Here is a 14,523-nt window from a genome sequence, read left to right on the forward strand (position 1 = left end):
CGATAGCAGCGGGAGTTTTATTTTTACATTGATCGCTAGGTTATATTGCGCTAATTAAAAAGGATTATTTCGTCAGTTTAATAAAAAAAGAGCTGTATCTTTTTAGATACAACTCTTTTTTCGAAGTCCAAACGATTGAGTTAGTAACAATAACAAATCGTGTAAGTGGTTAATAGATATTGAGGGATCAGACTAACTTTACACGGCTTAATAAGTGGCGCTAATTCATACGCGAATGTTACCACTTCTTTCATTGATGGATGATAATGAATGAAGTCCTCAATGTCTGGATCATAGATTCCCCACGCTTCATGGGAATAGCTATACTGAATGTATAATTCTTTCATTATATCCCTCACTTTCAAGGAGAACATTTCTTGTAAGAGGTAGATTAATTATATAACAGGCAGAAAGTTTATTTTGTCGTTTTTACCAAAAGTTTTTAAAAGTTTATGAAGTCTCATAGAGCTCTGATAAGATATGAATTGCTTCCTTATATTTGTGCCGCGCTTGGCAAATCTGAAATAAACTTTTTGAAAAAAGTTCTAATCCTAGACGGTCGTGTTGTTTTTTTGCAAAAGGAATTGCTTCTTTAATTAGAAAAATTCGTAATACATCAGAATTAGGATGATGGACTAAGTAGTAATAAAATTGACACTTTAGATAATTTTGACGATTAAAATTCACTTCTTTTTGCTGAAGTTGAGTTAAGAATCGCTTTAATTTAGGTGTCTGTGAAGAATGATAATAAAGTTTGATGAGTGATAAAATCGTTTCAGATGGGACATGATGCTCAAGTAGGGCTTGCAAGTACATTTTTTCAGCTGAAATATAGTCCTCGATAGCAACATAATAATCGCCATAGCAGTTAAATAAAGTCGCACGTTGATGATAGGGGTCTGAGTGATTAAGTTTAGTACATAAACGTTCAAGAAGAGAATTAGCTTTTGGTAAAAGTCCTGTTTTGGTATACTCATAGCAGAGTAATAGCTCGCAGTCGATTGTATATTTTAGCGAGTAATATTCATTAAATTTAGATAATGCTTCAACGGCAAGATGACCTGCTTTGAAGGAGTCATTAGATAAAGAATAATACTCAGCTAATGATAGAAGTAATAGTGGATCTGAGAGAGTGATCGTATTAGCTATTTCGTAAGAGAGATGATAGTAATTTTTAGCTAAGAGGCCTTCATTGAATGCCATATAGTAACGGCCTAAAAAAAGATAATAAAACTGAAGTTCTTCGAGTGACATATATGTCATCATTTTCTGTAATATTAATGTTTGCTTTTGGGCTTGTACATAGTCTTTATTTAGTACTGAAGATGCAAACTTAATTAAGCGTGCTTGATAATGAAAGGAAGTGTTTAAATTCAGCTGGTGTAGTGCTATCAAATCATGTTGATAAAGCTTAACTCGAATGGGTGCTAACCAATCAGTTAGCTGTAAACTAGGAACCTCAATGATGTTTAGTTTTTCATAAAGTTTAGATAGAAGTAAGGGTGTCGCTTTATGATTACCAGTTTCAATTTTTGAAAGGGTAGACGTATTACAAATATGTTCAGCGAGTTCACTTAAGGTTAAGTTAAGGTGAAGTCGTTTATCCCTAATAATGGCCCCAGGATGAAGCGGGGGAGAAAAAGAGAGTCGTGAATAGGTCAGGTTTTTCGCATACTCGTATTGTTTCATAGTCCACCTCTTTAACTTTTCGCTCTGTTAGACCATTTTATTGACGCTCGAAAACGTTAATAATATTAGTTTTAAAATTCTATTGAGTTAGACAAAGATAAAAATGTATGATCAGTAATCTTTTATGTCAATATTTTCTTTTAACAGAGCTTAACTTTTTAGGTTACGTCACCATGTTATCAAAAGAATTATTATTGTTATATGGATAATGATGATATTCATATGGACAAAAAATAGAAAAGGAGCATCATCCGTAGATTGTGCTCCTTTTTAAATTATTTTAATGCTTTTAATACTTTATTAGCAAGTCCTAAATAAGCAATTCCAATTTCCTCTTCTGGTGAGAAGATTGAATGCGATAATTCATTTTGTGGTTGTCCGATTGGTAAAGAGGCTAATAAGTCAACTTCTAATTGAGAAGCAACTAAATCTCCACCCCCTGAACCAAAGATAGCATCATGAGCTCCGCTCACTGGATTGATGTAGTAAGACATGTTTTCAACAACTCCTAAGATATTATGTTTTAATGTCTTAGCCATGTATCCTGATTTAACAGCGATGTGTGAAGCTGTTGGATGGGGTGTTGTAACGACGATGACATGAGCTTCAGGAATTAATTTTTGAATATCGATGGCAACATCTCCTGTTCCCGGAGGTAAGTCGATTAACATAAAGTCTAAGTTTTCATCCCATGCCACATCGTTGAAGAAATGATTTAACATACGGTTAAGCATCGGTCCACGCCACATTAAAGGTTGATCATCTTCTAAGAAGAATTCTGTTGAGATAACTGGAATATTGAAGGCTACTGGTGGATAAATTTTATTATTTTCTGCCATTTGGAATCCTTCTTTTTTCATTTCAAAGATGTGTGGAATACTTGGTCCATAAATATCCGCATCAATGATTCCGACTTTCTTTCCTAAGCGGGCTAAGGCAACCGCTAAGTTAGCTGTAACCGTTGATTTTCCAACGCCACCTTTACCAGACGTCACGGCAATATAAACAGTTTTCTTTTGGTTATCTGATTCCTCTTTTTCATGAGGAAGCTCTTCAAATTGAACTTTGATCCCACGGAACTTATGGTCGATTTTAATTAACTTCGCTAATTGACGAGATAATGTTTTTTCTTCTGGTCCTTTTGTTAATCCAATCGCAATAATCGCTGTCACAATTGAATCTTCTTCGTCAACAACTAAGTGGCGAAGGCTATTTTGTTCACCTAATGTTTTATTTGTGCTAGGATCAACTAACTGTTCGATCTCATGTTTAATTTGCTCTTTTAAACTCATAGATTAAATCTCCTTTACTATATAGAAATAGATGAATGGCATCTATTTATTGTATCAAACTTAAACTTATCAAACGTCTTATATAAGAACGAATGATTATGTGCTCATTATACACCAAAAATGAAGGAATGCGGTAATTAACGCTCAAAATGTAATGGGAAATTTGAAAATTCCGCGATATTTAAATTTGTACAATGAGGTTCGGGTAAAATAGAACTATAAGCGGCTGTGACACTTTGTTCATGTTTTAGCATTGGATGTCCTTTTGAATCGAATTTACTATAAATAGGAACATTGACGTCTTTTTTAATGGACTTTAAATATTGCTTTCCAGTTGGGGTCGCCCCTAGTAATCGAACGTAAGGTGCTGCGGTTGCTAGTTGTAAATCATGAATCCATTCTTTTGTAGTGTGCGTCAAAATATTGGCACAAATGCGCTGAATACGCGTACGCGTGTAGCGTTTTGTCTTCACTGCATCCATAAATTCCTCGAATGACGAACTCTTCATCATCGCCGAATACAAACGATTTTCAATTCCTTCTTCGACATCGTGAATCTCAACTAGATGTTTTGGTGTTAACGTCAATATTTTTTGTTTGAGAAAAGGGAAGTAGGTTTCCCACGTATGATAGGTGTTTGTTTGACGATAATGTTCATCTAAAATATCTTGCACGTTTTTTGGTACAAAGGTACTAAAATCGGCACGTTGTTCACGCAGATTTCGGATTGAGGTCGCACTTGAAATTTTATCATGGGTTGGGGCTTGATCACGATAGTCACTATGAATGCGTGTTAAGGTTCCAACTTTGATTGGACTTTGTAATTCATTCACCGCACGAATATAATAAAGTCCTAATGTATTATTAGGAGAAGTTCCAAGTTCTTTTGTAAAATTGAATTCTTCTAATGCTTTAGCATTCGCTTTTGGTAAACTTAGACCGGTTTGTACCCATTTACGAACTGATTTTTGGAAATCACTTCCACTAGTAATCGACTCTAATTGGATTAATTCGTCAATATTTCCACTTTCGCTACCAAAAATTAATTCATTTACGTGTAAATGTGTTAAAATAGAAACGGCTCCTTTAGCAAATAAGTCGGCATGTTGGCAACTATAGGCATAAGGTAGTTCGATTACTAAATCGGCTCCATTTGCAAGTGCCATTTTTGTACGTTCCCATTTGTTAAGGATCGTTGGTTCTCCACGTTGAGTAAAATGTCCACTCATAACGACAATTAAGACATCAGCATTTGATTGCTCAATGCTTTTTGTGAGATGATATAAATGGCCATTATGAAATGGATTATACTCAACTATTAAACCTGTTGCTTTCATCGTATCACCTTCCTAAATTCTATTATATCAAAGATGCATTGATATTAATATGAAGGTTGGTTATATTAAAGAAAGAGTCAGTTGTGAACCAAAAGATAAAATTAATAAGATTACACATCTTTTTGTTGAATATTATCAACTGACTTGTTGACAATGAAATAAAAAGTATGTATAATGTAGTCTGTTGCAATTAGAGGTGATTGTGATGAAATGGGCTATTGCTCAACTTATAAAACAAGGTTCCAAAGTTTTTGAAATTGACGAATTAGTTGATTTCTCAGACATTGTGAACGCACATGATGAAATTCGTAAATTGTCAAAAGTTAAAGTGACAGGAACAGGACAACTTCAAGGCAAAAAGGTAGTGTTTAATCTTCATATCGAAGGAACAATGACATTAGCTTGTGCCTTAACACTTGATGATGTAGAATACCCATTTGATTACGATTCTGTTGAAGTCTTCGTATTAGATGCGGATCTATATGAAGAAGGTGAAGATGAGTATCTTGTAACTGGAACAACGATTGAACTTGCACCGGTTATTTGGCAAAATATTTTGCTTCAAAAACCTTTACGTGTCGTAAAAGAAGGTGCTTACGAAGAAATGAAGAAAAAAGGAATCGAATTTGAAACAGAAGAAGATTTGCACGAATCAGAAGCTGAACCAAAAGTCGATCCACGATTAGCGGTTTTATCAAAATTGCTAAATGATACTCAAGATAACTAGGAGGTGTCAAAATGGCTGTACCACAAAGAAGAACATCTAAAACTGCAAAGCGTAAACGTCGTACTCACTTCAAATTAGAAGTACCAGGTATGGTAGCTTGCCCACAATGTGGAGAAATGAAATTATCTCACCGTGTATGCGGAACTTGCGGAACTTACAAAGGACGCGAAGTAGTTAAAACTGAAGAATAATACTTTGTTAATGGGCCCATTAATAAAGGTTAGCTAGCCAGAGCAGAAATGCTCTGGCTTTTGTTAGATTTACTAGCAATCTTAGATTGCTTAGTAAATCTATACATCGGCGGATATGTGTTTCACCGATGTCATCAACTAGCGAAAGGTGAGGTGTAAGCCGAACCAATATTTGAATAATCAATCATGATTAAATGGACGACGAGAGTCGTTCTTTTTTTATGCCTAATTTTATTTAGAAATTTTTGAGTGAATTATACAGTCCTTATCCTACAAAGTAGGTATCCTTCGCTAATAAGGAAAACTCCACTACTAGGGTAAACTCTATGTTCAAGAAGTATGTGATTTAATTAGATATGTATGCTAAAACATTACTTTAAGACATTGATTATATATTTAAGAGAGTGGGATAGTTGTTCTCCTTTTAATTTTTAGGAAAAGAATTTTCATACCATATTATAGAAATTTTCACTTTACATGTTTGAGGTTTAATGTTAGAATTCACATCATCATTAGACAGAAAGTGTAGTGACTTATAGACGAGTAGTTACTGCAATTTAAGGGGAGATTATGATGTTTAGGAAATTGAATGAAAATGATTACACAAAGACGATGGATTTTTTAGGTAAAGATCCTGGGCTTAATTTATTTCAGATTGGTGATATTGAAAACTATGGATTTGATTCGGAGATTCAAACCGTTTGGGGAAGTTTTAATGAAAATGAGGAATTAACGGGAGTCTTATTACGTTATCGAGACAATTATATTCCTTATTTTAAAGATGAAGAGCTATTTGTTTCAAAGTTTAGAGAAATTATTCAAAACGATGAGCGAGCTAACATTATATCTGGTGAAGCACAGATGGTAAGTCCGTTTAAATCTTGTTTTGAACGATATCATGAGAGAGAGATGTATTTTTGTGAATTAAAGGATAATCTATCCTTAAAAACAGGGCAAGTAACTATTAAATTGGCAACACCTGATGATGCCGAGCGTATCTTTGATTTATTATTGATGATTGAGGAGTTTGATACTTTAAATCGAAATTCTGCTGATCATGTGCGTCAAAAGCTTGAAGATCAATCAGGACGCATTTATTTTATTGAGAATGAGAAAAAAGAAGTGATTTGTACTGCTCAAACAGCAGCTGAAAACTCTAAATCTGCGATGGTAGTTAGTGTTGCGACACGTAAAGATTATCGACGTCAAGGATTAATGACGCAAGTGTTATCTAAATTATGTCAAGATTTATTAAATGAACAGAAGACACTTTGTTTGTTTTATGATAACCCTGAAGCCGGAGCCGTTTATCATAAATTAGGGTTTAAAACGATAGGAAAGTGGAAGATGATTGTTCGTCAGCCATAAGATGATTTCGTAAATTTTAACAGTTGTCTATGTTTTAGGTGGCTATTTGCTCACCTGAGTCCGATGTATTTATTTTTAGTCTTTTAGAGGAAAAGGTTGTTATGAGTTATTCGTCTATTTGGAGAGAACAAGTTGTTTAAAAATGAGTTTCAATTATTTTGACTATTGCTAGGTGTTTAAAGAGGTGATAAGGTGGCCACACATAAATTTGGAATAATGCAAAATGAGCCTATAAATAACGAACGATTTGATGAATATGAACCAAATAAATATCATTGTATTGCAATTGATGATAATTTTATTGAGCCTATTTTAATCGATTTACAAAATGTCTGCTGTTATTGGCATACTCGTCAAGTTCCAGGTAGAGGGATTGCATACCACGGGATTACACTTATACCTCCTCAGTCCATCGATCGGTTAATACAGATTTTATCGTTACAAGATAAATTAGAATATACTCATTTGATTTCTTTAGCTAACCAAGCAAAACAAGAAAATAAATATCTGATTCATTTTGGAATCTAAAATTTGATTTATAGAGAACAAGAGGGAATAAAGGTTCTATAATAGTTGGTGTTGCTGTATAAGCAATGCCTAAGCAAGCGTGTATCGCTCATAATAAAAATTTTTCTTTATCTGTAAGAAAAAGGTATTAGAATTCAGTGATGATGAAGGCATTAGTCACGTTTGTAATCAATGATCTTGTGATTAAAGTGGTCTCTTTAATTATAAAAGTTGGAAAGGAACGTGCCGTTTATTTATCTAAGAAATATGGTTTTGAAGTAGTAGGTGCCTATCAAAATAATATTTATGTTAATAATCAGTATCGTGATGGATTGATGAATCTTTATTAAAAAAATCAGTGCTTTCTGTTTTAGAGGTTTCATTTACTAACTATGTTGACTTCAATTAATAAAATTGTACCGATACACTTCGATAAGTGGGATACAATTTTATAAACTGTTTTGGTAAAATAATTTATTTTGATGGAATTTATGGTACAATAATAACAAAATCATAGATGTAGGAGTGAGATTATGGAAAACATCATTAAATCGGTTACTGCTAAAGCATTAGGTGTAAACGAGGCAGATGTTGTTATTGATTACCGTTTAATGGGTGGGATGTCAAACTTAATGTACGTGATTGTTGTAAATGGAGAAAGATATACATTCCGTATTCCTGGAAAGAATGCCGAAGTATTTGTGAATCGTGAAGAAGAGTTAGCCAATATTCATATTGTTGATGAGTTAGGAATCAATAATGAAATGGTTTATTTCGAGACAGAAACAGGATACAAACTTTCTAAATTCGTTGATGGGACACCTTTAAGTGAGGTTGAAAATCCCGAAGCCTACTTAGAAGAGGTATCGAAAGTTTTACATGTGTTACATGAATCAGGATTAAAAGCACATGATGATTATCGTCCGTATGAACGTTTAAATGCTTATGAAAAATTAGTGACTGATTTTGGTTATAAACATGCGGATAAATATTTTGAATTAAAAGAAGAATTCTTAAGTAATCGTGAATTCTTAGATCAATTCCCAAAAGTCATCTGTCATAATGATAGCCAAATTTCAAACATGGTCGTTGAAGCGGATCAAACATATTTATTAGACTGGGAATTTACAGGAAATAACGATCCAATGTATGATGTGGCTTGTGTTGGAAATAAAGAGTTTGAATTGGCGTTAAAATTCTTACCCGTTTATTTAGGACGTGAACCGCAGGTAGAAGAATCTCGTCGTTTATATTTATGGCGTGCTTTCCAGTGCTTACAATGGCATAACGTGGCGTTATACAAAGACTTAATTGGATTAAGTAAAGATTTAGGCTTAGACTTTAATATGATTGCAGCTGCTTATTTAACAAAAGCAGAGCAATTTTTAAGTGGAGCTAACCAATATAAATAAGAAATTTTTAAAAAGCTTAGAATGAAATTTTCGTTCTAAGCTTTTTTATAATGGACTTAAATGGTGATTGAATCCATTAGGAACCATATGATTCAATATGAAGAATATAAAACAGTAGATATCTTATCAGAGGCACAAGCTTTTATGCAGCTGAAAAAGGGAAATGTGAAACAAGGATACCTTAAGTATTTATATAAGTCCAGATAAGTTTTTTACATCGTAAAAACTTTTAGCTGGACTATAGTCTGCCTTGCACGGCATAACCATCTCATATTTCGGTTGCTGTATTAAATGTAGAAAACATTTCTGTTTGTATTTAGATTTAACGGAGCCAATTGAAGTTAAAGCGGTTAGCTTGCAGTACGAAATGGATTCAAAAGGTTATTGTCAGCCAATGTATCATTTTGAGGTTTTAAATCATAATCAATCAGCATCTATCTTGATTCCAGCTATTCCATAAGGGATTGATTTTAAAGTTAGACTCATGAAATTCTTATTTAAGGAGGGATTCAATGAGAAAAGTCATGATTATGGGCTGTCCTGGTAGCGGGAAAACAACACTGGCTAGAAAACTTTCATGTAAACTGAACTTGCCGCTTGTTCATCTTGATGTGTTGAACTGGCGAGATCATTGGCAACCAGTCTCAACAGAAGAATTTGATGCCTTACTTTTACAGGAAGTCCGAAAAGAAGCATGGATTATTGACGGAAATTATCATCGGACGATTCCACTTAGGTTAGAGCACTGTGATACTGTTATTTATTTGGATTATTCACGAATGACTTGTTTGTTTGGAGTCATTAAACGAGTTCTTAAAGGGTATGGTAAATCGCGACCAGATATGGGAGGAAATTGTCCTGAACGATTTGACTTTAGTTTTTTTAAGTTTGTTTGGGACTTTAACAAAAATAATCGAAAAAACTACTTAGAGATGCTAAGTCATCAAAAAGATAAGACAGTCATTATTTTTCATAATCGAAGAGAATGTTCGGAATTTTTAAGAAAGTTGTAAATCTATAAGAATCATTTATAGAAAGGAAAAAGAAAAGATTAAGATGTCACGATTTGATTCATTTCGATTATACTGCTAGTGTAGTGGCAGTTGTCATTTTTATAATGAAATTGCCTTAACTTTGGTGTAAGGACGTGGAGAAGATGAAGGATGAACTCTTTCGTGAACAATTAAAAAGTTTGTTAATAGAGTATCATTTGACACTCGAGGCACTGAGTCATTTAACAAATATCAGTTTACTTTGGTTTACTGAAGTGTTAGAAAAGAAATCAACGTTAAGTGCTTTATCGGATGAACAGCTATTAACACTCAGTTTAACGATTGAAATGTTTAGAGTGGGGATCACAGCGATCAAAGATGATGAACGGGTTTTAACCATTATGAAACTTTTAATCGTTGAATGTGGGCTAAAACTCGAAACCTTTGCTGCATATGCGAACGTTCCTCTAGAAGAGGTTCAACTCTTTTTAGCTCATCCTGAACAAGTTGAGGTTGAAGTTAAGTATCGGTTGGCAGTTAAAGTCATGTTTTTGTTTTCATTGTTCAAAGATTCTATCAGCTTAATTTAATCAAAATCAATGTATAAGTCCAGATAAGTTTTTTACAGCGTAAAAAATAAGTTCTAGTAGTGGAAGATGCCTTGTCATAAAAGTAGTTAGAAAACTAAATACATTTTTGTTCTGATATAGACGAGTTATCTTACCCTAAGATAGCTCTTTTTTCTAGTTAGCTTTGAATGGTACTTGTTTTATACATTTTTTGGTATAAGCGATTAAATAATTTAGCCTATTCTATCATTCATTCCTCATAAAATTGAAAGTTCTGTCGTAAACTGTAAGTAGGAAAGTGAGGGGTACTTATGATGCTTGAAATGATGGCTAGTCTTTATTTAAATGAGTGTCCATTGTTACAGTCAGGGGTTGACCCTTTCATTTTATTTGAAGTAGGGGAGGAGGAGACAATGAGTTGTTTTCAAGTACTGACGCTACAAGAACAGTATGGTGATTGTTTAGAACAACAAGTTCCATTGGATCCAAGCATTATTACTTATGACGAGTTACGTTATTTAAAGGTTTTACATTTTGGTTATGATGGGCTTTTTCATGTGGGAGAACTTATTGTCAATGTGAAAGTGGCGGACGAAGTTCTTGATATTTTTAAACAGTTGTATTTAATGAGATATCCGATTCAGAAATTGCGTGTGATGAGTTGTTATGGGGGTTCCGACGAGCTATCGATGGAAGATAACAATAGCAGTGCATTTAATTTTCGTCATGTCACGGATGGAGGTAAATTGTCTAATCATGCCTATGGATTGGCAATTGATTTGAATCCGAAAGTGAATCCGTATGTGAAAAATGATTTAGTTTTACCCACAAATGGGCTAGCCTATGTGAATCGAGATCAACATGTACTAGGTATTATTAAAAAGAACGATGCTGTTTATCAACTGTTTACGTCACATGGATGGACGTGGGGAGGGGATTGGACGAGTTTAAAAGACTATCAACATTTTGAGAAAAAATATTAGAAAGGGGCTATCTCATTTCGAGACAGCCCCTTTTATTTGCGTTTAAATAACACTTTATCACTTGTAATATGTGACGTTGTATCCCATGTACTTGGATCGTTTTTATCATAAGCCTCTAAGAAATCAATCACTTCTTTTGTAATTGGTGTTGGCGTTGAAGCCCCTGCTGTCACAGCAACTGTTTCAACCTCTTTTAACCAGTTTAAGTCAAGATCTTCAAGTGAGGCAATACGATAGGATGGTGTATTAGCACGTTCAATTGAAATTTGTGATAAACGAGCCGTGTTATTACTGTGTGGGTCTCCAACGACAATTGTTAAATCTGCTTCAATAGCTTGAGTTGCCACTGCTTCCTGACGAACTTGTGTCGCATTACAAATTTCTTTAATAAATTGTGCTTGTGGGAATTTTTCTTGGATTTTTTGCGATAATGAATATACATCCCATAAACTCATGGTTGTCTGATTCGTGATGATAATTTTTTCATTATCAAGATTTAATCCTTCTAATTCATTTGCTTTTGAAATGAGATGAATGTGCTCAGGGTCGACACCAAGTGCCCCTTCCGTTTCAGGGTGTCCCTGTTTACCAATGTAAATCACGTCGTACCCCGCGTCGATATGCTCTTTCATTAAGACATGGGTTTTGATGACATCTTTACAGCTAGCATCAATAACTGTTAATCCTTTATCGATTGCTTTTTGTTTAACGGATGGAGAAATTCCATGCGCAGTAAAGATAACAGTCCCAGTATCAATTTGATCTAGTAACTCATCACGTGTTTTTGATTTATCATCAACTGTAATCACGCCTAAATCATCGATGGCTTTTGTGATATGTTCATTGTGAACAATCATCCCTAAAACATAAATTGGACGTGGTAATGTTTCATTCAGTGCTGCATCTTGGACAATATTTAAAGCGCCGATGACACCTGAACAATAACCACGTGGAGCAATTTTAATTACTTTCAATGAACTCACCTCTGCTTTAGATTTGGGTTTATTATATCATATTTCGACGATTATCTCCTAATAATAAAGAATATAGGTTGAATTTGGTCACTCACATTTGGTAAGATAGAATTTGTGCGTCAAAAGGAATTTGCAAAATAACGAGAATTTTGTCGTTAAGATTGATAGAAGTTAGTTATACTAACATTGAAGGAGTGGTATTCATGTCTGTACGTTTTCAAGATTTAAATATAAAACCATATTTAAAGGCAGCTGTTGCTGATTTACATTTTGAAACTTTAACACAAATCCAAGAAGAGGTTATGCCGTTAGCATTAAAAGGAAAAGATATTATCGGTCAATCGCAAACGGGAAGTGGAAAAACACATGCGTTCTTAATTCCAATTTTCCAAGGGTTAGATGAAGAGTTACAACAAGTTCAAGCAGTGATTACAACACCAACACGTGAACTTGCTGAACAAATTTATAATGTGGCAAATCAACTAGCATCATTCAGTGATAAACCAATTAAAATTGCACGTTATGTGGGTGGAACCGATAAACAAAAAACAATTGAAAAATTAGGTACACAGCCACAAATCGTTATCGGAACACCTGGACGTATCAAAGACTTAGCGATTAACGAACGTGTCTTATTAGTTCATACAGCGAAAATGTTTGTTGTCGATGAAGCAGATATGACACTGGAAACAGGGTTTTTAACAGATATTGATCAAATCGCAGGAACAATGGGACGCGGATTACAAATGATGGTTTTCTCAGCAACAATTCCTCAAGCGTTAAAACCATTCTTAAAAAAATATATGACAGCCCCAACGCATGTTCATATTCAACCACGCCAACAAACAGCTGTTAAGATTGAACATATCTTATATCCAACGAAACACCGTAGTCGTGTTAATATCATTGCTAATATTTTAAAGGCATTAAATCCATATTTAGCAATTATTTTCGTCAATACAAAACAAAATGCCACAACAGTTTCAAATGCTTTAATGTCACAAGGATTCCGTGTTGGACAAATTCATGGTGATTTAACACCACGTCAACGTCGTCAAATGATGCAACGTATTCGTAACTTAGAATTCCAATACATTGTGGCTACAGATATTGCGGCACGCGGAATTGATATTGAAGGAGTAAGTCATGTCATCAACTATGAATTACCACAAGATTTAGAGTTCTACATTCACCGTGTTGGACGTACTGCTCGTGGAAACTATGATGGAGTGGCAATCACATTATATGATTCAGCTGAAGAAGAATTATTACAAGAGTTAGAAGCACGTGGAATTGAATTTAACTATAAAGAAGTTAAAAATGGTGAATTAGTGGCTGTTAATGCTCGTAATGCCCGTCAAAAACGTGAGAAAAAAGAAAATGAAATCGATAAGATTGCAAAGTCGAAAGTGCGTAAACCTAAGAAAGTAACGCCAGGATATAAAAAGAAAATGAAAGCTCAAATGGAGCAAGTGAAACGTCAAGAACGCCGTAAGCGTAAATAAGTATTGAAAGTCAGGTGATGAGGGATGTTGAAAATCGGTTCTCATGTTGGGATGGCAGGTAAAGAGATGTTACTTGGGGCTGCAAAAGAAGCAGCTTCATACGGGGCCAACACATTTATGATTTACACGGGGGCTCCACAAAATACACGTCGTAAACCTATTGAAGAATTAAATATTGAAGCGGGATGGCAGTACATGAATGAGCATGGTCTATCGGATATCGTCGTTCATGCGCCATATATTATTAACTTAGCAAATACCGTGAAACCAGAAACTTTTGAATTAGCTGTTGAGTTTTTAGCCAAAGAAATTGAACGTTCTGAAGCCCTTCGTGCGTATACATTAGTTCTTCACCCAGGGGCTCACGTTGGAGCTGGTGTAGAAGTTGGACTTAAAAAAATCGTTGAAGGATTAAATGAAGTGTTAACGAAAGACACAGCAATTACGATTGCGTTAGAAACAATGGCTGGTAAAGGAACAGAGGTTGGACGTAGTTTTGACGAATTAGCTTATATTTTTGATAATGTTGTTCATAATGATAAGCTACGTGTTTGCTTCGATACATGCCACGTTCATGATGCAGGATATGATATTGTGAATGATTTTGCAGGAGTATTAGAATCATTTGATCGTTTAATCGGAAAAAAACAAATTGCAGCATTCCATATTAACGATAGTAAAAATGTAAGCGGAGCGAAAAAAGACCGTCATGAAAATATCGGATTTGGAGAAATCGGATTTGATGCGTTAAAATATATCATATATCATCCAGATTTCAAAAAAGTACCTAAAATTTTAGAAACACCATATGTGGCTGTAGGTGGAGATTCAAAAGATAAAGTACCACCCTATAAACAAGAGATTGAAATGTTTAGAAAAGGTGAATTTGACCCTCAAAATTTAGATCGTATTTTAGGACGTCTATAATAAGAAAAATAACCATCCAAATGGATGGTTATTTTTTTATGTGCGCCCGG

Annotated in this window: 17 protein-coding genes; 12 read left to right on the forward strand and 5 right to left on the reverse strand. The window is 34.4% G+C overall.

Features of this window, described 5'->3' with window-relative positions; translation table 11 throughout:
• Positions 1–140: 140 nt before the first annotated feature.
• The 4 genes from NEH75_RS03255 to NEH75_RS03270 form a co-directional block, all read right to left on the reverse strand.
• Entirely contained in the window at positions 141–347 is a 207-nt protein-coding gene (locus NEH75_RS03255) for a hypothetical protein (RefSeq protein ID WP_055243574.1), read from the reverse strand.
• A 103-nt stretch (positions 348–450) separates the two neighbouring features.
• Positions 451–1,689 carry a multiprotein-bridging factor 1 family protein gene (locus tag NEH75_RS03260; protein ID WP_262948535.1) on the reverse strand — a complete coding sequence of 413 codons (1,239 nt, stop codon included), beginning with the start codon at positions 1,687–1,689 and terminating at the stop codon, positions 451–453.
• Between the two features lie 275 nt (positions 1,690–1,964).
• The gene (locus NEH75_RS03265; protein ID WP_055276208.1) at positions 1,965–2,981 is read right to left on the reverse strand and encodes an Mrp/NBP35 family ATP-binding protein; all 1,017 of its coding nucleotides are present in this window, start codon (positions 2,979–2,981) and stop codon (positions 1,965–1,967) included.
• A gap of 137 nt (positions 2,982–3,118) precedes the next feature.
• Positions 3,119–4,318, reverse strand: coding sequence for a nucleotidyltransferase (locus NEH75_RS03270; RefSeq protein WP_262948536.1), 1,200 nt, complete (start codon positions 4,316–4,318; stop codon positions 3,119–3,121).
• A gap of 205 nt (positions 4,319–4,523) precedes the next feature.
• Here NEH75_RS03270 and NEH75_RS03275 point away from each other — a divergent pair, with 205 nt between their 5' ends.
• From NEH75_RS03275 to NEH75_RS03320, 10 genes are all read left to right on the forward strand, one after another.
• A complete protein-coding gene (locus tag NEH75_RS03275) occupies positions 4,524–5,045 on the forward strand; it encodes a YceD family protein (RefSeq protein WP_055243570.1) in 522 nt (173 codons plus the stop codon).
• Positions 5,046–5,056: 11 nt separating this feature from the next.
• The gene (rpmF, locus tag NEH75_RS03280) at positions 5,057–5,236 is read left to right on the forward strand and encodes a 50S ribosomal protein L32 (protein WP_006783624.1); all 180 of its coding nucleotides are present in this window, start codon (positions 5,057–5,059) and stop codon (positions 5,234–5,236) included.
• 573 nt (positions 5,237–5,809) lie between these two features.
• Positions 5,810–6,604 (forward strand): GNAT family N-acetyltransferase, encoded by a 795-nt coding sequence (locus tag NEH75_RS03285; RefSeq protein ID WP_262948537.1) that lies wholly within the window; start codon positions 5,810–5,812, stop codon positions 6,602–6,604.
• Positions 6,605–6,796: 192 nt separating this feature from the next.
• The gene (locus tag NEH75_RS03290) at positions 6,797–7,132 is read left to right on the forward strand and encodes a hypothetical protein (RefSeq protein WP_055276214.1); all 336 of its coding nucleotides are present in this window, start codon (positions 6,797–6,799) and stop codon (positions 7,130–7,132) included.
• A 143-nt stretch (positions 7,133–7,275) separates the two neighbouring features.
• On the forward strand, positions 7,276–7,461 hold the full coding sequence (locus tag NEH75_RS03295; protein ID WP_144436968.1) for a GNAT family protein: 186 nt from the start codon (positions 7,276–7,278) through the stop codon (positions 7,459–7,461).
• Between the two features lie 183 nt (positions 7,462–7,644).
• Positions 7,645–8,523, forward strand: a complete 879-nt coding sequence (locus NEH75_RS03300) for a choline/ethanolamine kinase family protein (RefSeq protein WP_212725552.1) — start codon at positions 7,645–7,647, stop codon at positions 8,521–8,523.
• Between the two features lie 310 nt (positions 8,524–8,833).
• Positions 8,834–8,983 (forward strand): hypothetical protein, encoded by a 150-nt coding sequence (locus NEH75_RS03305; RefSeq protein WP_262948538.1) that lies wholly within the window; start codon positions 8,834–8,836, stop codon positions 8,981–8,983.
• 52 nt (positions 8,984–9,035) lie between these two features.
• On the forward strand, positions 9,036–9,536 hold the full coding sequence (locus tag NEH75_RS03310) for an AAA family ATPase (RefSeq protein ID WP_055305349.1): 501 nt from the start codon (positions 9,036–9,038) through the stop codon (positions 9,534–9,536).
• 143 nt (positions 9,537–9,679) lie between these two features.
• Complete coding sequence (locus tag NEH75_RS03315; RefSeq protein WP_055305350.1) at positions 9,680–10,105, forward strand: HTH domain-containing protein; 426 nt, start codon at positions 9,680–9,682, stop codon at positions 10,103–10,105.
• A gap of 293 nt (positions 10,106–10,398) precedes the next feature.
• A complete protein-coding gene (locus tag NEH75_RS03320; RefSeq protein WP_055305351.1) occupies positions 10,399–11,067 on the forward strand; it encodes a M15 family metallopeptidase in 669 nt (222 codons plus the stop codon).
• Positions 11,068–11,099: 32 nt separating this feature from the next.
• Here the strand turns inward: NEH75_RS03320 and NEH75_RS03325 are convergent, their stop codons facing one another.
• Positions 11,100–12,041: a 4-hydroxy-3-methylbut-2-enyl diphosphate reductase gene (locus NEH75_RS03325; RefSeq protein WP_262948539.1), complete on the reverse strand. Its 942-nt coding sequence runs from the start codon at positions 12,039–12,041 to the stop codon at positions 11,100–11,102.
• A 203-nt stretch (positions 12,042–12,244) separates the two neighbouring features.
• Here NEH75_RS03325 and NEH75_RS03330 point away from each other — a divergent pair, with 203 nt between their 5' ends.
• Both NEH75_RS03330 and NEH75_RS03335 read left to right on the forward strand, forming a co-directional pair.
• Positions 12,245–13,546 (forward strand): DEAD/DEAH box helicase, encoded by a 1,302-nt coding sequence (locus NEH75_RS03330; protein ID WP_055245210.1) that lies wholly within the window; start codon positions 12,245–12,247, stop codon positions 13,544–13,546.
• A 27-nt stretch (positions 13,547–13,573) separates the two neighbouring features.
• Complete coding sequence (locus NEH75_RS03335; protein WP_262948540.1) at positions 13,574–14,473, forward strand: deoxyribonuclease IV; 900 nt, start codon at positions 13,574–13,576, stop codon at positions 14,471–14,473.
• The last annotated feature ends 50 nt before the right edge of the window (positions 14,474–14,523 follow it).

The organism is Turicibacter sp. T129, from assembly GCF_025594975.1.
Classification (GTDB): domain Bacteria; phylum Bacillota_I; class Bacilli_A; order MOL361; family Turicibacteraceae; genus Turicibacter; species Turicibacter bilis.